Raw genomic sequence first — 18,008 nt, 5'->3', positions numbered from 1 at the left:
GCGAAGCCCGACGATCCGACCATGCCGAGTCGATCCCCGGGTCAGACCCCGCCGACCGTTGCACCGTTCACGGACTGCTCGCTGGCCGACCCGTCCACCACCGTGGGCGCCACCTGATCCTGCAGGCTGCGCAGCAGCGCGGCGCCCTGGGTGATCACACCGGTCATGATCTCGTTGACGCCCTCGGCCCCGTTGTACACGGTGAGGTTCGCGGTGCTGAGGCCCTTGGCGACCTCGCCGACAAGCGTGGGCAGGGCCTCGATGAGCTGCTGATCGAGGGCGATGCGGTTGTGCTGTGCGGCGGCCGCCGACTGGATCTCGACCGCCTTGGCCTCCGCCTCGGCGATGATCTGTCGTCGTAACGCCTCGGCCTCGGCCGGTTTCACCACTTCGGAGATCAGCTCCTGCTCACGCAGTTCGGCCTGCGCCTGCGCGAGCACGGACTGTTCGCGGATGACCTCCTGGTTGACCCGCGCCTGCGCGAGCGGACCGGCCTGGGCGGCTTCGGCATTGGCCTTGTCGGTCTCGGCCTTGATCGCAGCCCGCTTGATCGCGGTCTCCCGCTCGTAGTCGGCCTGGTTCCGCAGCGACTCCTGCTGCGCCTTCGCCGACTCCTGGTCGGCGCGAGCACGTTCGACCGCCGCCTCGCGCTGCACCTTGGCGATGTTCGGGGCAGCCAGCGCGTTGATGTAACCGGAATCCATGTCGTCGATCGACTGGATCTGGAACGAGTCGACGACGAGACCGATCGATCCCATCTCACGCTTGGACGCGTCGAGCACCTGACGGGCCAGGGTGTCGCGCTCGCGGATGATCTGCTCGACGGTCATCGAGCCCACGATGGAACGCAGGTGACCCGAGAAGATCTGTCCGGTCAGTTGATTCATCTCGTTCTCCTGCTCGGAGATGAAGCGCTGTCCGGCGTTGACGATCGACGCCACGTCATTGCCGACCTTGTGGGCGATGACCGCCCGCACGTTGAGTTGGATGCCCTGGGTCGTCACACAGACCTCTCGGATAGTCGCCTCGTGCAACGCCATCGACAGGAAACGGACCTTCCGGAAGAAGGGCATGACCCACTTCCCGTGCCCGACGACGACCACGAATGGCGCATCGTCGAAGTCGGACTTGGCGCCGGAGATCAGCATCGCCTCATCGGGTTCGGGAACGTAGTAGCCGAGCATGGTCTCTCCTCGAGCGGCAGGCGATATGTGTCGACGTCAGATCCTGCCGCATCCGGGACCTTTCGACGATCGGTTGTTCACATGGTTCGGTTCGCCGTGCCGGGGACCGGTACCCATGGCTCGACATCGACGACTCGGCCGGAACGTTCGGCGATGACCAGAACGGGCGCGTCGAGCCCGATCGGTGCGGCGGCGCGGGCGAGGAACCGCTCGGTTCCGCCGGCCAACGGCAGTTCGATCTCCCCGAGGAGTTCGCCGCCCGGTATCGACATCGTCACCGTCCCGGTACGCCCGACGAGTTGCGATGCTGCCATCCGACGGCCTCCCCAGTGTCCCCGATCCGTGTGTCGAACCCTAGGCCATGGCGGTCCGTCGTCGGTCGCGGACACCGTCGAGCACCACGTAGGCCGCCGTGAGCACCGCGATCACGGCGGCGCCGAGCACCAGAACCCCGTAGCCGAAGGCCCCGACGACGAGTCCGGAGAGCGCGCCCGCGGCCGCGCCGGCCAGACTCATCGCGGTGTCCGAAACCCCCTGCGCCGGTGCGCGTCGCGCGGTGTCGACACTGTCGGTGAGGAGCGTGGAGGCCGCCACCGTCGACGCCGACCATCCCACGCCGAGCAGGACCAGCGCGACGACGAGACCCGTCTGCGATTCCGCGAAGACGAATCCGACGACGCAGCTGACGACGAGTGTCGCCTGACCGCCGAGGATCACCGGGATCCGGCCGGTCCGGTCGGCGAGCAGGCCCATCACCGGTGCGAGCGCGTACATCCCGGCGATGTGCGCGCTGATCGACAGGCCGACCAGCGTCACCGAGGCGCCCCCGTGATGCATGTGGACCGGCGTCAGCGCCATCACCCCGACCATGACCGCGTGCGCCGACACCACCGCGGCCATCGCGGCCCGCGCCGGCGGCGAGTGCGTGATCGCCGAGAGCCCCTCGGCCAGCGACACTTTGACACGACCCCCGTCCGTTTCGCAGGTCACCACGACCAGCGGGTCGGGGCGGAGGCCGACGAACAGCCCGGCCGCCGCCCCGAGGCACCCGACCGCACCCACGAGGAACGGACCCGACAGATCGGCCATCGCGAACCACCCGGCGACGGTGGCGCCGATCGGGACCACCGCCGGCCCGATCACCGCGCCGACCATCGTCGTCCACACCACGAGCGAGAGGTCGCGGCCACGAGTGCCGGCCGACGACAGATCCGTTGCCGCGAAACGTGCCTGCAGGCTCACCGCGGTGCCCGACCCCACCCCGGCCATCCCGACGAGCATCAACGCGAACCAGCCGCGATCGACGGCGGCGGCCACGACCAGCGAACCGGCCCCGGCGATCACCAGGCCCGTGGTCAACGCGGGACGCCGCCCGCGTCCGGCGGCCAGGGACGCCAACGGGAGACCGGCGGCCGCGGCCCCCAGCGTGACCACGGTCGTCGGTATGCCGGCGAGGGACGCCGTTCCCGACAGTTCCTCACCGAGGATCGCCCCAAGCGCCAGGGCTCCGCCCATCGACAGGCCGGCCAGGATCTGGGCCGTGCACAGCAGGACGATGGTCCGCCGTTGCAGAGCGACGTTCTCACTCATGATCGCGGACGACCGGGTCTGCTCCGCATCCGCAGCGAATTGATCGTGCCGAGAACACCCGCAGCGAGTGGGACCACCAGCGCCACCTGTAGCGCGACCGGCCGGACTTCGGTGTTGATCCGGATGATCTCGTCGCTTACGTCCGTGGGCTGCCCGGCCAGCAACTCGGTCAGTTGTGTATTGCTCATGACCTGTGCGTCGTCGTCGAGCACCTGCGCCACCCGCTGCTGTTCCGCGGGCGCCAGGACCTCGCTGGACTCTGCCTCGCGCGCGAATCCGAAGGCGAGCGAGGCCAACAGGATCGCACCGGCACTCGCGAGTCCGAAGGACAGACCGAATGATCCGGCCGCAGAGTTGGTTCCGGCCGCCTCGCTCACACGCTCGTCGCTCATCGGCCCGAGCGTGTAGTCGTTCAGCTGCGAGACGAGCAGCCCCAGGCCGGCACCCGCCACGACGAGTGGCACGACGAGACCCCAGCCGAAGTCCGCCCGCGGCACGATCGGGAGCAGAACCGCGACCCCGAGCGTGAGCAAGCCGAAACCGATGAGCACCAACGTCGACGGGGGCCGGGTGTGTGTCCGCCGACCGGCGACCAGCGCGACCGCGAACATGCTGAGCGACAGGGGCGCCAGGGACAACCCGGCCTCCATGGCGTCGTACTCGAGGACCATCTGCAGATAGATCGGCAGCGAGATCATGATGCCGCCGAGAGCGATCTGCTGCAGCAACTGCTGGCTGACGCCCAGGCGGAACGGCTTGGAGCGAAACAGGTCCGGGTCCAATAGCGTGGGCCGCCCGGCGCGCCGCCGGCGGGTCAGCCACCAGGTCAGTCCGCCCAGACCCGCGGCACCCAGGACCAGCAGGATGCCGACGGCCTCACCGCCCTCCTGCCAGACGAGGATCCCCAGCACGATCCCACCCATTCCCAGCACCGAGAGCAGAGCACCGACGGGGTCGACTCCCCGTGGACCCGTGTACTCGACGTCGCGGACCAAACCGATGCCGCACAACACGATCGCGATGATGACGACCTCACCGACGAAGGCGATCCGCCAGGACAGGTATGTGGTGATGAAACCGCCCAGGAGCGGGCCGACGGCGGCCGCGATCGCGGCGGCGGCGCCCACGAGGGCGTAGACCCGCTTCTGGTCGCCGCCGTGAAAGTTGCCGTGTACCAGCGACTGCATCGCGGGCAGGAGCAGGGAAGCCCCTATCCCGCCGACGATCGCCCAGAAGACGATGATCGTCGTGAGACCTTGTGCGAGCGCCATGGCCGACGCGCCCACGGCATAGGCGAGCAAACCGATCACGTAGGCCCGCCGGCGACCGATCAGATCCCCGACCTTGCCCCCGATCAGGATGAACGCGGCGGACACCAACGCCTCGAGCGCAATCGCCGACTGCACACCGCTCACGGTCGTGTCCAGATCACGGACCACCGCCGAGATCGACACATTCATGAACGAGGTGTCCACGACGAGAACGAACATCGCCATCGCGAGGAGCAGCGCGAGGACCCGCTGCTTTCCCGACAGCGGCGTCGCGGCCTCGGAAGCCGTCGAATCGCTGATGATGCACCGCCTCTACGACGATCGGGTCGCGACCCGTCCGCTGCGGGGTCGACGAGGAGAGCATAGTTCGGCCGATGCCGTTCCACAGCGCTGTCCGCCGAGTCCGGCCACCTCAGCCGACGATCAGGTCGTACCCGAGCTTTCCCACCATCACGACGACGACGGCCAGCAGGACCCACCGCACGAACGAACTGCCGCGGCCGATCGCCATGTGCGAGCCGATCTGGGCGCCGACGATGTTGGTGATGGCCAGGCCGAGACCCAAGAGCCACAGCACATTTCCCTGCAGGCCGAAGACCGTGAGGGCGCCGAGGTTGGTACCGGTGTTGATGACCTTCGCCATCGCCGAGCTCTCCAGGAAACTCGTCCCGACCAGCGCGGTCAGGCTGATGATCAGAAAGGTACCGGTCCCAGGACCCATCACCCCGTCGTAGAAGGCCACGACGACACCGGCCAGCACCAGACCCGCGATCGTCGAGACGCGCGAGCGCGGTCCCGTCGACGCGTCGGTCCCGAAGCCGGGATTGAGAGCGACGAACAGTCCGACCCCGACCAGCATGACCAGCACGATCGGCGTGAAGATCTCGGTGGGCAGGACGACGGCCACCGTCGCGCCGAGGGCCGAGAAGACGAGCGCCGCAACGAGCACCGGGATCAGGCGACGAAGATCGATCCGGACGTGCCGCACGTAACGCCACGCTGCCGACGCGGTCCCGAAGACCGCCGCCAGCTTGTTGGTCCCCAGGGCCGTCGCGATCGGCAACCCCGGCTGGGCGATCAGCATCGCCGGGATCAGCACGAGGCCACCGCCGCCGACCACGGCGTCGACCCACCCGGCCGCGGCGGCCGCCGCGATCAGCAGCGCGACGTCCAACGGAGACGTCAGGCCACTTCGACGATCAGTTCCACCTCGACCGGTGCACCGAGCGGGAGTTCGGCGACCCCGACAGCGGACCGGGCGTGCACGCCGGCGTCGCCGAAGATCTCACCGAGGACGTCCGACGCCCCGTTGATCACCGCCGGCTGCCCGGTGAAACCCGGTGCGGACGAGACGAACCCCACGACCTTGACCACCCGGACGACCGAGTCGATCCCGACCAGCGCGTGGATCGCGGCGAGGGCATTGAGCGCACAGACCCGAGCTGCCGCAGTCGCCTCGTCCGGCCGAACGACGCCTTCGGCGCCCTCGTGGACCTTGCCCCGCGCCGACAGTTCGCCGTCGACGATGGGCAGCTGTCCCGAGGTGTAGACGAGGTTGCCGGTGCGCACGGCCGGGGTGTAGCTCGCCACCGGTGGCACCACCGACGGGAATTCGATGCCCAGTTCGGCCAGACGATCGGTCCACGTGGTCGCCATGGTCAGCCCTTCGGTCGCTTCAGGTAAGCGACGTGCTGCTCGCCGGTGGGACCGGGCAGAACCGAAACCAGTTCCCAACCGTCTGCGCCCCACTGATCGAGGATCTGCTTCGTGGCGTGCGTCAGCAGCGGCACGGTCACGTATTCCCACGCGGTCACTTCACTCATGGACTCACCCTATCTGGCGACGGTCAATGGATAAGGTGTTGCGGTGGCCAACGAACAGGGCTCACGATCCGGGTCGGGCGAGGCGCTCGATTCCGGCGTGACAGACAACTCCTCCGTCGCGCGCGAGAACGAGTGGCCGGCGGCCGCCGCGCGCGCTCGCCTGCACTTCGTGACGGGCAAGGGCGGCACCGGCAAGACCACGATCGCCGCGGCGCTCGCACTCGCGCTCGCCGCCGACGGCAAGAAGGTCCTCCTCGTCGAGACCGAGGGTCGCCAGGGCATCGCGCAGGTCTTCGACATCCCGCCGCTGCCACCCACCGACACCCGCATCGCGACCGCCGAGGGCGGTGGCGAGGTGTCCGCGCTGGCCATCGACATCGAGCACGCCCTTCTCGAGTACCTCGACATGTTCTACAACCTCGGCTTCGCCGGCCGCGCGATGAAGCGGATCGGCGCGATCGACTTCGTGACGACCGTCGCTCCCGGACTCCGCGACGTCCTGCTCACCGGCAAGATCAAAGAGCGCATCATCCACACCGACAAGCAGGGCAACCGCGTGTACGACGCGGTGGTCGTCGACGCGCCGCCGACCGGCCGGATCGGCAATTTCCTCGACGTCACCCAGGCCATGGCCGACCTCGCCAAGACCGGCCCGATCCGCAACCAGAGCGAAGGTGTCGTCCGCCTGCTCCACTCGGAGGAGACGATCATCCACCTGGTGACGCTCCTCGAGGCGATGCCGATCCAGGAGACGATCGAGGCGATCGACGAACTGCGGGGCAAGAACCTCAACCTCGGCAGTCTCGTCATCAACCGCGTCAGCGAACCCCACCTGCCGGCCGAGGTGATCGACGAGATCGCCGAAGGTCGGGTCGACGCAGGGCGTGTCGAGGACGGCCTCACCGCCGCCGGACTCAAGCTCGCCGACGGGGACCTGGCCGGCCTGCTCACCGAGACGATCGAGCACGCGACCCGCCTGCAGGCGCAGCAGATCGCCAAGGCGCAGCTCGACGAGGTGGAGATGCCGACACTCGAACTGCCGTCCGTCGGTGACGGCGTCGACCTGGGGTCGATCTATGAGCTGGCCGACCTCCTCCAGAAAGCGGGTGCGTGATGCCACTCGACCTCAAGATGGGCGCGGTGCTCATCGACCCCGCGACCCGCGTCGTGATCTGTTGCGGCGCAGGCGGAGTCGGCAAGACGACGACTGCTGCCGCGATGGCGATGTACGCCGCCGAACAGGGCCGGACCGTGGCCGTGCTGACGATCGACCCGGCCCGGCGCCTGGCGCAGTCGCTCGGGATGTCCGAACTCACCAACGACCCGCAGCCGGTCGCGATCGACGGCAAGGGCACGCTCGACGCGATGATGCTCGACATGCGACGCACGTTCGACGAGATGGTGCTCGAGTACTCCACTCCCGAACGCGCCGAGGCGATCATGCAGAACGCCTTCTATCAGACGGTCGCCTCGTCGTTCTCCGGGACGCAGGAGTACATGGCGATGGAGAAGCTCGGCAAGCTCCTCGAGCAGGACCACTGGGACCTGATCGTCGTCGACACCCCGCCGTCGCGCAACGCACTGGACTTCCTCGACGCCCCGCAGCGGTTGGGGTCGTTCCTGTCCGGGCGTCTGATGAAGGTGCTGGTCGGCGGCGGTCGCGGCGTCGGCCGGATGGTGACCGGCGCGATGAGCCTGGCCATGCGGGGTGTCTCGACGATCATCGGCGGCGAGATGCTCCGCGACGTGGCGACCTTCGTGCAGTCACTGGACTCGATGTTCGGCGGCTTCCAGGACCGCGCCGCGAAGACCTATGCCCTGCTGAAACAGCCGGGCACCCAGTTCGCGGTGGTGGCTGCGGCCGAGGCCGATGCCCTGCGGGAGGCCGCGTTCTTCGTCGACCGCCTGTCCGAGGAGTCGATGCCACTGGCCGGACTGATCCTCAACCGGACCCACCCGAACCTGACGTCGATCCACGAGGAGGCGGCGCTGGTCGCCCTCGAATCGGTCACCGACGAACTGGCTCGCGGTGTACTCCGGATTCACGCGGATCGGGCCGCCACCGGGAAGCGCGAACTCCATCTGCTGCAACGGTTCACGGCGTCGCACCCGCGGGTGCCGATCGTCGGGGTCCCGGCGCTGCCGTTCGAGGTGGCCGATGTGACCGCCCTGCGCGCGGTGGCCGAGCAGATCACCGGCCGCGGCTGATCACCGAGCGCGACGAGCCGTCCCCCGCTGGTTGAGAAGGCGAGGAGCGTGCGACGAGCCGCCTCCCGCTGGTTGCAGGCGAGGAGCGTGCGCCGAGCCCCCCCCCTGCTGGTTGAGCAGGCGAGGAGCGTGCGACGAGCCGTGTCGAAACCACTCGACACGGCTCGGCGGAGAAGAGGTCAGACGGCGTCGCGATGACGCCGGCGCTGCGCGGCGAAGAACGCCGACCAGGACGTGACCTCGGGGTGCTGGCGGAGGAGTGCGCGACGCTGACGTTCGGTCAGTCCGCCCCAGACGCCGAACTCGACGCGGTTGTCGAGTGCATCGGCACCGCATTCGAGCTGCACCGGGCAGTGGCGGCAGATCGTGGCGGCCTTGCGCTGGGCCGCGCCCCGCACGAACAGATCATCGGGGTCTCCCCCTCGACAACGCGCCTGAGCAACCCACGCCAAGCGATCCTCTTCGTTGAAAACTGCCGCTGTCGCCATCCGCCACCCCTACCTGTCGTATCTGCGTAGCTGCGAGAACGTCTCGACCTCGCTGCTCAAGCCACATTTGCAGCGAACTGTTAAGTGAGTCACATTCTGCACTCAATCTAGGGATCTGTGCTTGGGGGCGCAACCCCTGGAGCGAACAAAGTGGGACAACCGTGCAAACTCACCCGAACGGACGGCCCGCGGACGGTGGCCGCCGTCGCATCCGCCCGGCGACCCGCGGGGACCCCGACCGTCGGCTCGGGACCACGCTGCGCCGATGCCGCGGGCGAGGCAGGACGATGTTCGGAACGAACGCACGTATCCTGTCGGGGTGATGTCGAAGAAACTGTGGTCGCTGGCGTGGGCGAGCCTGCTGGCCGGAGTTCTCGTCGCCGGCCTGCTGTACCCCGTGGCCAGCGGAATCGGCGTCGTCTCCAACCGAGCGGCGGCCGCTGTCGAGAACGTGTCCTCCGAACTGCTCAACGGCACGTTGCCGGAGGTCACCACGATGACCGACGTCGACGGGAAGCCGATCGCGGTGCTGTTCGACCAGTACCGGTATCAGGTGGGCTACAACGACATCTCCCCCGACATGATCCGAGCGATCATCTCCGTCGAGGACCGGCGGTTCCTGGAACACGACGGCGTCGACTGGAAGGGCACCATCCGTGCCGCTTTGAAGAACTCGTCGTCGGGCGAGGTCCAGCAGGGTGCGTCGACGCTCGACCAGCAGTACATCAAGAACTATCAACTCCTGGTCCTCGCACGGACCGAGGCCGACCGCCAGGCCGCGATCGAGACCACACCCGCGCGCAAGCTCCGCGAGGTGCGCATGGCGCTCACCCTCGAGCAGACCCTCATCGATCAGGCCAAGCGCGACAAGGGGCTCGACGACGCCGCCGCCAAGCAGGAGGCCAAGAAGCAGATCGTCACCCGGTACCTGAACGTCGTGCCGTTCGGGAACAACGCCTACGGCATCGAGGCCGCCGCGCAGACCTATTTCGGCATCCCCGCCAAGGACCTGCGGGTCGAGCAGGCCGCGTTGCTGGCCGGCATGGTGCAGTCCAGCTCTGCGCTGAATCCGTACTCGAACCCCGAAGCCTCCCTCGCGCGCCGGAACGTCGTGCTGGACACGATGATCGACAACTTCCCGGAACGGCGCGCCGAGCTCGTCGCGGCCAAGGAGGCACCCCTGGGCGTGCTCCCGAGTCCGCGGACCCCGACCCAGGGCTGCATCGCGGCCGACAACAACGGCTTCTTCTGCGACTACGCCCTTCAGTTCCTGGCCGAGAACGGCATGTCCCGCAACTCGGTCCTGCGCGGCGGCTACATCATCCAGACCACGCTCGACCCCGAGGTCCAGCGGTCCACGGTGCGGGCGGTGAAGAGTCAGGCCAGCCCGACCGCCGACGGCGTCGCCGACGTGATGAGCACCCTGCGTCCGGGCAAGAAATCGCACGACGTGCTCTCGATGGCGTCGAGCCGCGACTACGGTCTCGATCTCAACCGCGGCGAGACGATGCAGCCGCAACCCTTCTCGATGGTCGGCGACGGTGCCGGCTCGGTGTTCAAGATCTTCACCGTCGCCGCCGCGATGGAGAAGGGTCTCGGCGCCGGTTCCACCATCCCCGTCCCCGGGTCCATCGCCGTCGAGGGCATGGGCAACAGCGGCGGGGCCAACGGGTGTCCCGCCAATGCGTACTGCGTCAAGAACGACGGCCGCTACCCGGCGTCGATGTCGGTGACGAACGCCCTGGCACAGTCGCCGAACACCGCGTTCGTGAAGCTGCTGCAGCAGGTCGGCGTCAAACCGGCGGTCGACATGGCGGTCCGCCTGGGCCTGCGTTCGTACACCATCCCCGGGTCGTCGGGTTACGGCGAGAAGAGCATGGCCCAGTACGTCAAGGACGGGAACTTCGGCTCCTTCACCCTCGGCCCGCTGCCGCTCAACGGCCTCGAGCTCGCCAACGTCGCCGCCACCATCGCGTCGGGTGGCACCTGGTGCCCGCCCAACCCGATCAAGTCGATCAGCCAGATCAAGCGGGACCAGTACGGCAACCCGGTCATGGGACCGGACGGCCGGCGCGCCCTGACCGCGGTGCCGTTCACGCCACCGCCGTGCGAGCAGGTCGTGGACGAAGGCCTGGCGCACTCGCTGGCCAACGCCATGAGCAAGGACGACGTGGGCGCCGGCACCGCGGCCGGTGCCGCGGGCTCCGCGGGCTGGACGCTGCCGATGTCGGGTAAGACCGGCACGACGGAAGCGCACCGCTCCTCGGCATTCGTCGGGTTCACCAACCAGATCGCCGGCGCCGCGTACGTCTACAGCGACGGCCCGAACCCGCAGGGCGTTTGCAGCAGTCCGCTGCGCTCCTGCTACGACGGCGACCTCTACGGCGGCATGGAACCGGCGCGCACCTGGTTCCAGGCCGTCAAACCGGTGGCGACGAAGTTCGGCCCCGTCAACCTGCCCCCGATCGACCGCGAATACTGGAACGGCAGCGACCGGGGCCGCATCCCGCAGGTCAGCGGCCTGCCCGCGAGCGAGGCCACATCCCGCCTGCAGGGTGCCGGGTTCAAGGTCAGCGAGCTCGACGTGGACAGCGGACGCCCGCAGGGAACCGTGGTCTTCACCGCACCGTCCGACTCGGCCATGCCCGGCAGCACCGTGACGATCTACGTCAGCAACGGCCGCCGCGCCGACGGTGACGAGGGCGGCCCCACCGAGACCACCGTCGTGGTGCCCGGTGTCGGCCCGGTGGTGATCCAGCTACCCGGCTGACCCGCGGTGTGGGTACGGCCCGCTCCGCAAACCGGGGCGGGATCGTCGTCGGGGATGCGTATTCTGGGGTGATGCAGCACTCCGAACTCGACATCGCACGCCTCGGCATCTCTCGCCTCGGTCCGTCCGGTTCCGGGGTACCCGCGCGCGCTCTGGCCGGCGTGGCGGGGCTCGCCGCCGCCGGTCTGCTCTACTCGACGGTGATCGAGCGCAACGCCTTTGCGTTACGACACACGACGCTGTCCGTTCTCGAACCGGGCGCCTCGCCGTTGCGTGTCCTGCACATCAGTGACCTGCACATGATGCCCAACCAACGGCTCAAGCAGGCGTGGATCGCCGAGCTCGAGGCGCTCGAACCCGACCTCGTCGTCAACACCGGGGACAACCTCGCGCACCCGCAGGCCGTGCCGTCGGTCATCCAGTCGCTGGGTGGGTTGTTGTCGCGGCCCGGCCTGTTCGTCTTCGGGTCCAACGACTACTTCGGTCCCAAACCGAAGAACCCTCTCAAGTACTTCAAGAAGGACCATCAGCGCACCCAGGGCGATCCCCTGCCGTGGCAGGATCTGCGTGCGGCGTTCACCGAGCGTGGATGGCTCGACGCGACGCACACGGTCCGCGAGCTGGAGGTCAGCGGCGTGCGGGTCGTCGCGGCCGGCGTCGACGATCCCCACATCGAGCGAGACCGCTACGAGACGATCGCGGGCCGCCCGAACCCCCTGGCACACTTGCGGCTCGGACTCACCCACTCCCCCGAACCGCGGGTCCTCGACCGGTTCGCCGCGGACGGCTACGACCTCGTGATGGCCGGACACACGCACGGCGGCCAGCTCTGCCTGCCGTTCTTCGGCGCTCTGGTGACGAACTGCCAGTTGGATCGCTCCCGGGTCAAGGGTCCGTCGAGCTGGGGATCGTCGATGAAGCTCCACGTGAGTGCGGGCCTGGGCACGTCCCCGTACGCCCCGGCACGCTTCTGCTGCCGCCCCGAGGCCAGCCTGCTCACCCTCACACCTGTGTCGCACGGTGATGCCGACTACGACGCCGACCAGTCGCTCCCGCAGCTGGCCCGGGAGACCATGTGAGCGTTGACCTTCATCCCCGCGTGAAGGTCCTGGCGTTCGACACCTTCGGGACGGTCACCGACTGGTTCACCGGGATCTCCGGCGCCGTCGGCGCGATCGCACCGGAGGTCGACGCAGCGGCGTTCGCCAAGAAGTGGCGACGCCGGTACTCGCCGATCCTGGCTCGCGTGGAATCCGGCGAACTGCCGTGGCGTCGCCTCGACGACCTGCAGACCGAGACGCTGCACGACGTCGCCTCGCTGTTTGCACTGACACTCGACGACGATCAGGCCCGCACCCTCGTCCGTGCGTGGCGGACGATTCCGGCCTGGCCGGACGCGGTCGAGGGTCTGCAACTCCTCAAACGCGATCACATCGTCTGCGCACTGAGCAACGGCACTGTCGCACTGCTCACCGACATGGCCCGGTACAACGCGTTCCCCTGGGAAGTGATCGGCGGGTCCGACCTCTGGCGGCACTACAAACCTGCGCGCGAGACCTACTGCGGGCTGGCGGATCTGCTCGAGGTGGAGCCCGCCGAGGTGATGATGGTGGCCACCCACCAGAGCGATCTCGACGCCGCGCGCTCCTTCGGCCTGCGGACGGCCTTCGTCGAGCGGCCGGACGAGTGGGGCGGGGACGAGAAGGATGATTCCGGCTCGCCGGACAACGACTTCCACGCGACGGATCTCCTCGACCTCGCGCGGCAGCTGAGCCCGTCGGTGACCGGCCCGTCCCGATGACACTCGACGACCTGCTGCGCTGGGAAGATTCGGGGGCGTCGTGGCGGGTGGTCCATCACGGACCGGATGGAATCACCCTGGGTCTGCTGCGCTGCGACGGCGGCGAGGAGGTCGACCGCGTCGTGACCGACGACCCGATCATCCTGGCCCACATCGGTGGCCGGTCGTCGTCGGACGAGGACCCGGAGTGACCCCGCAGAGACGAGGAGACCCCGACCGGATTTCTCCAGGTCAGGGTCTCTTCTGCAATCTCAACCTTGCGTCGGGGTGGCGGGATTCGAACCCACGACCTCTTCGTCCCGAACGAAGCGCGCTACCAAGCTGCGCCACACCCCGTGTGTAGCCTGCGATAGCTTATACCCCGCCCCCGCCGACTACTAAATCGCCTGGTCAAAGATGTGCCCGGTGTGGCTGAAACCCGTGCGAAGTAGCGTCGCACATCCCATCCTTGATGTGGTCCATCCGTACCAGTGCCGCCGCGCCGTCGGTCGGGACCAGGGAGTCGGCGTACAACCACTGAAAGGACACGCCAAACAATGAGCGCTTCCCCCGATCAGCAGGCCAACTCGTCGGCCAAACAGGGTTTCGCCTTCGGTATCGCGATCGTGGCCGCCGCGCTGCTCTTCGTGGCCGGCTTGGTCTCGATCTTCCAGGGCATCTCGGCGATCGCGAACGACGACCTGTTCGTCGCCGGGCAGAACTACATCTTCGAGTTCGACCTCACCACCTGGGGCTGGATCCACCTGATCCTCGGCATCGTCGGAGTCCTCGTCGCCGGCGGTCTCGCGGTGGGCGCCGACTGGGCGCGGATCTCTGCGATCATCATCGCCTCGCTGTCGATCATCGCGCAGTTCCTGTGGCTGCCCTACTACCCGGCCTGGGCCATCCTGATCATCGTGCTGGACCTGATCGTGATCTGGGCTGTCTCCACCTGGAACCCCAACAACGAATACAACCTGTGACCGACCGCTCTGACGCAGTGACGACAGTTCGCTGAGACGAGGGCTGCGGGGAACCAATCCACGACGCGCATCCGGTCCGAATCGTCTGGTGACGCTGCTCCACCTGGGCGGCGCGACGACGAACCGCCCGAAAGGAACACATGCGCATCACCCGGTCCCTCGCAGCCCTTGTCGCCGGCGTCCTCCTCAGCGTCGGCTTCGCCGCCGGGACGGGTCCGGCGCAAGCCGCACCGCTGGCCCCCGTGGCGAAGGTCGAGGTGGATCGCTACCTCGGCAAGTGGTGGCAGCTCGCCACCGTGCCGTCTTTCTTCGGGGTCACCTGCGCCCGGGATACCAGCGCGACCTACACCTACATCGACGCCAAGACGATCGGCGTCGATAACCAGTGCACCGGCCCCACCGGCATGCGTGGTGGCGTCGTCGGCCGTGCGACGGTCGTCGACCCGCAGACCAATGCCCAACTGAGCGTTCGGTTCCCACAGACACCGGGCAGCATCAACCCGGGCGGCGCACCGAACTACATCGTCGCCTACCTCGAAGACGGGCCGGATCCCGCCGGGCCGTACCGGTACGCGGTCGTCGGGGACCCCTCGCGCGGATCGGGATTCCTGCTGTCGCGCGACAAGGTGGTCCCCAACTCGGAGTTGCGTCGCCTGACCAAGGAGATCGAGAAGGTCGGGTACAACCCGTGCACGTTCCTCGTCTCGCCGACCACCGGTGGTCGCAGCGACTATTCACCGCTCTGCACCGTGTGACGGTCAACGCCAGACGATGACGAAGACTCCGGCGCAGACATGAAAAGGTCTGCGCCGGAGTTGTTTCAGCTGGCCTCGGCGTCCGGTCCCGACGCCGGCGCCATCCGGCGGAACTCGTCGGGGGTGCACCCGAACTTCGACCGGAAGCGGTTGCGCATCGTCGCCGTCGAGGCGAATCCCGACGCGTGGGCGATGGCCTCGAGTTTCAGGTTGCCCGGACCCATGAGCAGCCCCTCCGCCCACTGAAGGCGTCGATCGGCGATCATCTCGGCGAGCGACGTGGTGCCACCGGCGAGCACCCGGTACAGGTGCCGGCGGCTCACGTGCAGGTGCCGGGCGACAACCTCCACACTGAAGTCGGGATCACGAAAATTCTGTTCGATGAGGTCGGCGACCGCGGCACGCAGGTACCGCTCACTCGTCCGGACGTCCGACCGTACTACACTCGAAACCGATTCCGGCACAACACGTATCGACTGAACGTCACGACCATTGAGGACTGCGGTCACCTGGGTTCCTTCCACGCGAGAGAATGCTCCCACCCGATACACGAGTTTATCGACGGTCACACCTGCGGTCTTGGGCCTTTGGTCCCACTTTCAAGGATCCCGGTCCCGCGATTGTGCTGCGCGACGCGAACTTCCGTGAACGGCCGCGACGGCGGAGTCGGTCAGTCGTCCAACTTCCCTGCCGGCCCGGACACTCGTCGTACTGTGAGAGTCGTGACCACCCAGGACGCCGGAGGCGAGCGACGAGCCGAGTTGCGAACAGCAGCGCTCAGGGTGGCCGACGAGGTCCTGTTCCCGGCGGCCGGCGAGGTGGACCGCACAAGAGCGGTCCCCGAATCCCACTGGCGAGCGCTGGCCGACGCCGGCCTGTACGGCATCGCGGCGCCGGTCGAGGCCGGCGGGCCGGGACTCGAATTCGGTGAGGTCACCGAGATCCTCGAAGTGCTCACCAGTGGTTGCCTCGCCACCGCTTTCACCTGGATCCAGCACCACGGCGTCGTCCTGTCCCTCGCCCGGAGCACCAACGACGAGCTACGTGGCGAACTCCTCGACGCGACCGTGAGCGGACGTCTACGCGCGGGCGTCGCCTACGCCGGAGTCGTCCCCACGCCACCACGGATGGTCGCGACGCGCACCGACGACGGCTGGCTCCTGAACGGGCACGCGCCGTTCGTCAGCGGCTGGGGTGTCGTCGACCTGCTCCAGATCTCGGCGCGCGACGCCGCGACCGATGACGTCATCTCCGCGATCCTGCGCATGCCCGATCTGGTCGGCGGCAGGTCGTCCGCAGCGGTCCGGGCAACACCCGTGGATCTGTCCGCCGCCGCCGCGACGACCACGGTGTCCCTCCGGGTCGACGGTCTGATGGTCCCGTTCGATCGCGAGGTCACGCGCGTAGGCCTCGCGGAATTCTTCGCGACCCAGAACGTCGGCGTCCGATTGAACGGCACCCTCCCGTTCGGCCTGGTGCGGCGCTGTGCGGCACTGCTCGATGTCGGCGGCCATCACCGGGAGGGGCGGGCGCTGCGCGAGCGCGCCGACGTCGTCCGAACCGCGCTCGACGCCGGGATGGCGGATGCCACCGCACTGCTGGTGGTACGGGCCGACGCCGCGGCTCTGGCGCTCGATGCCGCGGCCGCGTTGGTGTCCGCGGACGGCGGCCGCGGCGTCGTGCGCGGAAGTGATTCCGAACGGTTGTTCCGCGAAGCCGCGTTCGTCCTGGTGGCCGCGAGCCGCCCGGAACTCAAAACAGCTCTGCTACACCGCTTCAGCGGTACCTGAAGTCGCGCAGGAAGAGTGCCTCGGCCAGGGCGATCCGCTCGATCTCGGACGGGTCGACGCTTTCGTTGGGTGCGTGGATCAGGCACCGCGGTTCCTCGACGCCGAACAGCATGATCTCGGCGTCGGGGAACAGCGACTGGAGAACATTGCACAACGGGATCGAGCCACCCTGCCCCTGGATCAACACCTCGCTGTCGTAGGCGGTCGACAGGGCGCCGGTGAGCGTGTCGTACGCCGGACCGCGGGTGGATCCGACGAAGGGCGCGCCCACCGCCTCGCGCTCGAAGGAGACCCGTGAGTTCCAAGGCGCGACCTTGCGGAGATGCTCGACGAGCGCGTCCTGCGCAACCATCGGGTCCATCCCCGGTGGCACGCGGAGGTTGATGCGCGCCCGCGCCCGCGGCTGCACCGCCGCCGACGATCCGACCACCGGCGGGCAGTCGATGCCGAGCACCGTCGCGGCCGGGCGCGCCCACACCATGTCGGACACCGATCCCGATCCGACCAGGTCGACCCCGTCGAGAACCGTTGCATCGCTGCGAAATCGGTCGGGTGGGTAGGACACACCCGACCAGCGGGCGTCGGCATCGAGTCCGGCGACGGTGGTGTTGCCGTGCTCGTCACGCAGGGTCGCGAGCATCGAGATGAGCGCCGCGAGTGCATCCGGGGCGGCCCCGCCGAACATTCCGGAGTGCATCGCCGACCCCAGCGTCTCCACGGACACGACGACGTTCGCGATGCCGCGCAGCGTCGTCGTCAGACTCGGTTTCCCGACCGCGAAGTTGCCGGAGTCCGCGATCAGGATCGCGTCGGCGGCAAGCAAGTCCGGATTGCGGACCGCGAAGTCCTCGAGGCCTCCCGTCCCCTGCTCCTCGGACCCCTCGCCGATGATCTTCACCGTCACCCCGGCCTGGCCGGCGAGCGCGCGCAGCGCGGTGAGGTGCACGGCGATGTTGCCCTTGCAGTCGGCAGCTCCGCGGCCGTACCACCGCCCGTCCCGCTCGGTCAGTTCCCAGACGGGAGAGTCCCATTCGTCGTCACCGAGCGGCGGTTGCACGTCGTGGTGGAAGTAGAGCAGGACGGTCGGAGCCCCCTCCGGGCCGGGAATGGACCCGGTGATCGCCTTGCTGCCGTCGCTGGTGACATGCGCGGCGGCGTCGTCGACGCCGACGGCACCGAAGGCCGCCAGCAGCCAGTCGACCATCCCGTCGCACTCCTCGACGGGGAACTGCTGTGGGGCGTGCACCGACCGGAACCGGACCATTTCCGCGAGATCCGATCTCGCCTGCGGCATCAGCGCGGCGACCTGCTCCCGCAACGACGTCTCATCCTCGCGCGCAGTCGGTTCCACCGGCGACCTTCCCTG

At 68.3% G+C, this 18,008-nt stretch carries 19 protein-coding genes and 1 tRNA gene; 9 read left to right on the top strand and 11 right to left on the bottom strand.

The features are described 5' to 3' along the window. Positions 1–41: 41 nt before the first annotated feature. The 7 genes from M4D77_RS00395 to M4D77_RS00365 form a co-directional block, all read right to left on the bottom strand. A complete protein-coding gene (locus M4D77_RS00395) occupies positions 42–1,184 on the bottom strand; it encodes a flotillin family protein (protein ID WP_065630677.1) in 1,143 nt (380 codons plus the stop codon). A 77-nt stretch (positions 1,185–1,261) separates the two neighbouring features. Continuing rightward, positions 1,262–1,498: a hypothetical protein gene (locus M4D77_RS00390; RefSeq protein ID WP_058251086.1), complete on the bottom strand. Its 237-nt coding sequence runs from the start codon at positions 1,496–1,498 to the stop codon at positions 1,262–1,264. Between the two features lie 40 nt (positions 1,499–1,538). Then, positions 1,539–2,774: an MFS transporter gene (locus M4D77_RS00385; RefSeq protein WP_259935297.1), complete on the bottom strand. Its 1,236-nt coding sequence runs from the start codon at positions 2,772–2,774 to the stop codon at positions 1,539–1,541. Beyond that, positions 2,771–4,270 (bottom strand): MFS transporter, encoded by a 1,500-nt coding sequence (locus tag M4D77_RS00380; RefSeq protein ID WP_311199281.1) that lies wholly within the window; start codon positions 4,268–4,270, stop codon positions 2,771–2,773. The genes M4D77_RS00385 and M4D77_RS00380 overlap by 4 nt, the downstream gene beginning before the upstream one ends. Before the next feature lie 187 nt (positions 4,271–4,457). Then, positions 4,458–5,219, bottom strand: a complete 762-nt coding sequence (locus tag M4D77_RS00375; RefSeq protein ID WP_068969830.1) for a TSUP family transporter — start codon at positions 5,217–5,219, stop codon at positions 4,458–4,460. 8 nt (positions 5,220–5,227) lie between these two features. Next, the gene (locus tag M4D77_RS00370; RefSeq protein ID WP_068969831.1) at positions 5,228–5,701 is read right to left on the bottom strand and encodes a RidA family protein; all 474 of its coding nucleotides are present in this window, start codon (positions 5,699–5,701) and stop codon (positions 5,228–5,230) included. 2 nt (positions 5,702–5,703) lie between these two features. Beyond that, a complete protein-coding gene (locus M4D77_RS00365; RefSeq protein ID WP_004022081.1) occupies positions 5,704–5,868 on the bottom strand; it encodes a DUF4177 domain-containing protein in 165 nt (54 codons plus the stop codon). Positions 5,869–5,911: 43 nt separating this feature from the next. Here M4D77_RS00365 and M4D77_RS00360 point away from each other — a divergent pair, with 43 nt between their 5' ends. After that, the gene (locus M4D77_RS00360; protein ID WP_068969832.1) at positions 5,912–6,982 is read left to right on the top strand and encodes an ArsA-related P-loop ATPase; all 1,071 of its coding nucleotides are present in this window, start codon (positions 5,912–5,914) and stop codon (positions 6,980–6,982) included. Beyond that, complete coding sequence (locus tag M4D77_RS00355; RefSeq protein ID WP_068969833.1) at positions 6,982–8,076, top strand: ArsA family ATPase; 1,095 nt, start codon at positions 6,982–6,984, stop codon at positions 8,074–8,076. The genes M4D77_RS00360 and M4D77_RS00355 overlap by 1 nt, the downstream gene beginning before the upstream one ends. A gap of 179 nt (positions 8,077–8,255) precedes the next feature. Here M4D77_RS00355 and M4D77_RS00350 read toward each other — a convergent pair whose 3' ends face one another. Continuing rightward, positions 8,256–8,564, bottom strand: coding sequence for a WhiB family transcriptional regulator (locus M4D77_RS00350; protein WP_068969834.1), 309 nt, complete (start codon positions 8,562–8,564; stop codon positions 8,256–8,258). Positions 8,565–8,886: 322 nt separating this feature from the next. Between M4D77_RS00350 and M4D77_RS00345 the strand changes: the two genes are divergently transcribed. From M4D77_RS00345 to M4D77_RS00330, 4 genes are all read left to right on the top strand, one after another. Next, on the top strand, positions 8,887–11,334 hold the full coding sequence (locus M4D77_RS00345) for a penicillin-binding protein (protein ID WP_068969835.1): 2,448 nt from the start codon (positions 8,887–8,889) through the stop codon (positions 11,332–11,334). Between the two features lie 71 nt (positions 11,335–11,405). Further along, entirely contained in the window at positions 11,406–12,413 is a 1,008-nt protein-coding gene (locus M4D77_RS00340; RefSeq protein ID WP_068969836.1) for a metallophosphoesterase, read from the top strand. Further along, positions 12,410–13,135, top strand: a complete 726-nt coding sequence (locus M4D77_RS00335; RefSeq protein WP_068969837.1) for a haloacid dehalogenase type II — start codon at positions 12,410–12,412, stop codon at positions 13,133–13,135. The genes M4D77_RS00340 and M4D77_RS00335 overlap by 4 nt, the downstream gene beginning before the upstream one ends. Continuing rightward, a complete protein-coding gene (locus M4D77_RS00330) occupies positions 13,132–13,326 on the top strand; it encodes a hypothetical protein (RefSeq protein WP_065630670.1) in 195 nt (64 codons plus the stop codon). The genes M4D77_RS00335 and M4D77_RS00330 overlap by 4 nt, the downstream gene beginning before the upstream one ends. A 71-nt stretch (positions 13,327–13,397) precedes the next feature. Here M4D77_RS00330 and M4D77_RS00325 read toward each other — a convergent pair. Further along, positions 13,398–13,471: transfer RNA gene (locus tag M4D77_RS00325), tRNA-Pro, on the bottom strand. 200 nt (positions 13,472–13,671) lie between these two features. Between M4D77_RS00325 and M4D77_RS00320 the strand changes: the two genes are divergently transcribed. Together M4D77_RS00320 and M4D77_RS00315 are read left to right on the top strand one after the other, a co-directional pair. Beyond that, a complete protein-coding gene (locus M4D77_RS00320) occupies positions 13,672–14,097 on the top strand; it encodes a hypothetical protein (RefSeq protein WP_058251076.1) in 426 nt (141 codons plus the stop codon). A 140-nt stretch (positions 14,098–14,237) separates the two neighbouring features. Further along, positions 14,238–14,852, top strand: a complete 615-nt coding sequence (locus M4D77_RS00315; RefSeq protein WP_068969838.1) for a lipocalin family protein — start codon at positions 14,238–14,240, stop codon at positions 14,850–14,852. Positions 14,853–14,917: 65 nt separating this feature from the next. Here M4D77_RS00315 and M4D77_RS00310 read toward each other — a convergent pair whose 3' ends face one another. Continuing rightward, positions 14,918–15,361 carry a helix-turn-helix transcriptional regulator gene (locus M4D77_RS00310; RefSeq protein WP_068969850.1) on the bottom strand — a complete coding sequence of 148 codons (444 nt, stop codon included), beginning with the start codon at positions 15,359–15,361 and terminating at the stop codon, positions 14,918–14,920. Between the two features lie 213 nt (positions 15,362–15,574). Here M4D77_RS00310 and M4D77_RS00305 point away from each other — a divergent pair, with 213 nt between their 5' ends. Next, positions 15,575–16,642: an acyl-CoA dehydrogenase family protein gene (locus tag M4D77_RS00305; protein ID WP_068969839.1), complete on the top strand. Its 1,068-nt coding sequence runs from the start codon at positions 15,575–15,577 to the stop codon at positions 16,640–16,642. Here M4D77_RS00305 and M4D77_RS00300 read toward each other — a convergent pair. Beyond that, complete coding sequence (locus M4D77_RS00300; RefSeq protein ID WP_068969840.1) at positions 16,629–17,993, bottom strand: dipeptidase; 1,365 nt, start codon at positions 17,991–17,993, stop codon at positions 16,629–16,631. The genes M4D77_RS00305 and M4D77_RS00300 overlap by 14 nt on opposite strands. Positions 17,994–18,008 lie beyond the last annotated feature (15 nt).

The organism is Gordonia sp. p3-SID1431, assembly GCF_025143765.1.
Lineage (GTDB): Bacteria > Actinomycetota > Actinomycetes > Mycobacteriales > Mycobacteriaceae > Gordonia > Gordonia hongkongensis.
The sequence above is the reverse complement of the archived record's forward strand: the minus strand, read 5'-3'. Positions and strand labels throughout refer to the sequence as shown.

Excerpts from the sequence above, each read along its gene's own strand:
- M4D77_RS00395 (WP_065630677.1), bottom strand. The coding sequence starts at position 1,184 with ATGCTCGGCTACTACGTTCCCGAACCCGATGAGGCGATGCTGATCTCC.
- M4D77_RS00390 (WP_058251086.1), bottom strand. The coding sequence starts at position 1,498 with ATGGCAGCATCGCAACTCGTCGGGCGTACCGGGACGGTGACGATGTCG.
- M4D77_RS00385 (WP_259935297.1), bottom strand. The coding sequence starts at position 2,774 with ATGAGTGAGAACGTCGCTCTGCAACGGCGGACCATCGTCCTGCTGTGC.
- M4D77_RS00380 (WP_311199281.1), bottom strand. The coding sequence starts at position 4,270 with ATGGCGATGTTCGTTCTCGTCGTGGACACCTCGTTCATGAATGTGTCG.
- M4D77_RS00370 (WP_068969831.1), bottom strand. The coding sequence starts at position 5,701 with ATGGCGACCACGTGGACCGATCGTCTGGCCGAACTGGGCATCGAATTC.
- M4D77_RS00365 (WP_004022081.1), bottom strand. The coding sequence starts at position 5,868 with ATGAGTGAAGTGACCGCGTGGGAATACGTGACCGTGCCGCTGCTGACG.
- M4D77_RS00355 (WP_068969833.1), top strand. The coding sequence starts at position 6,982 with ATGCCACTCGACCTCAAGATGGGCGCGGTGCTCATCGACCCCGCGACC.
- M4D77_RS00350 (WP_068969834.1), bottom strand. The coding sequence starts at position 8,564 with ATGGCGACAGCGGCAGTTTTCAACGAAGAGGATCGCTTGGCGTGGGTT.
- M4D77_RS00345 (WP_068969835.1), top strand. The coding sequence starts at position 8,887 with ATGTCGAAGAAACTGTGGTCGCTGGCGTGGGCGAGCCTGCTGGCCGGA.
- M4D77_RS00340 (WP_068969836.1), top strand. The coding sequence starts at position 11,406 with ATGCAGCACTCCGAACTCGACATCGCACGCCTCGGCATCTCTCGCCTC.
- M4D77_RS00330 (WP_065630670.1), top strand. The coding sequence starts at position 13,132 with ATGACACTCGACGACCTGCTGCGCTGGGAAGATTCGGGGGCGTCGTGG.
- M4D77_RS00320 (WP_058251076.1), top strand. The coding sequence starts at position 13,672 with ATGAGCGCTTCCCCCGATCAGCAGGCCAACTCGTCGGCCAAACAGGGT.
- M4D77_RS00315 (WP_068969838.1), top strand. The coding sequence starts at position 14,238 with ATGCGCATCACCCGGTCCCTCGCAGCCCTTGTCGCCGGCGTCCTCCTC.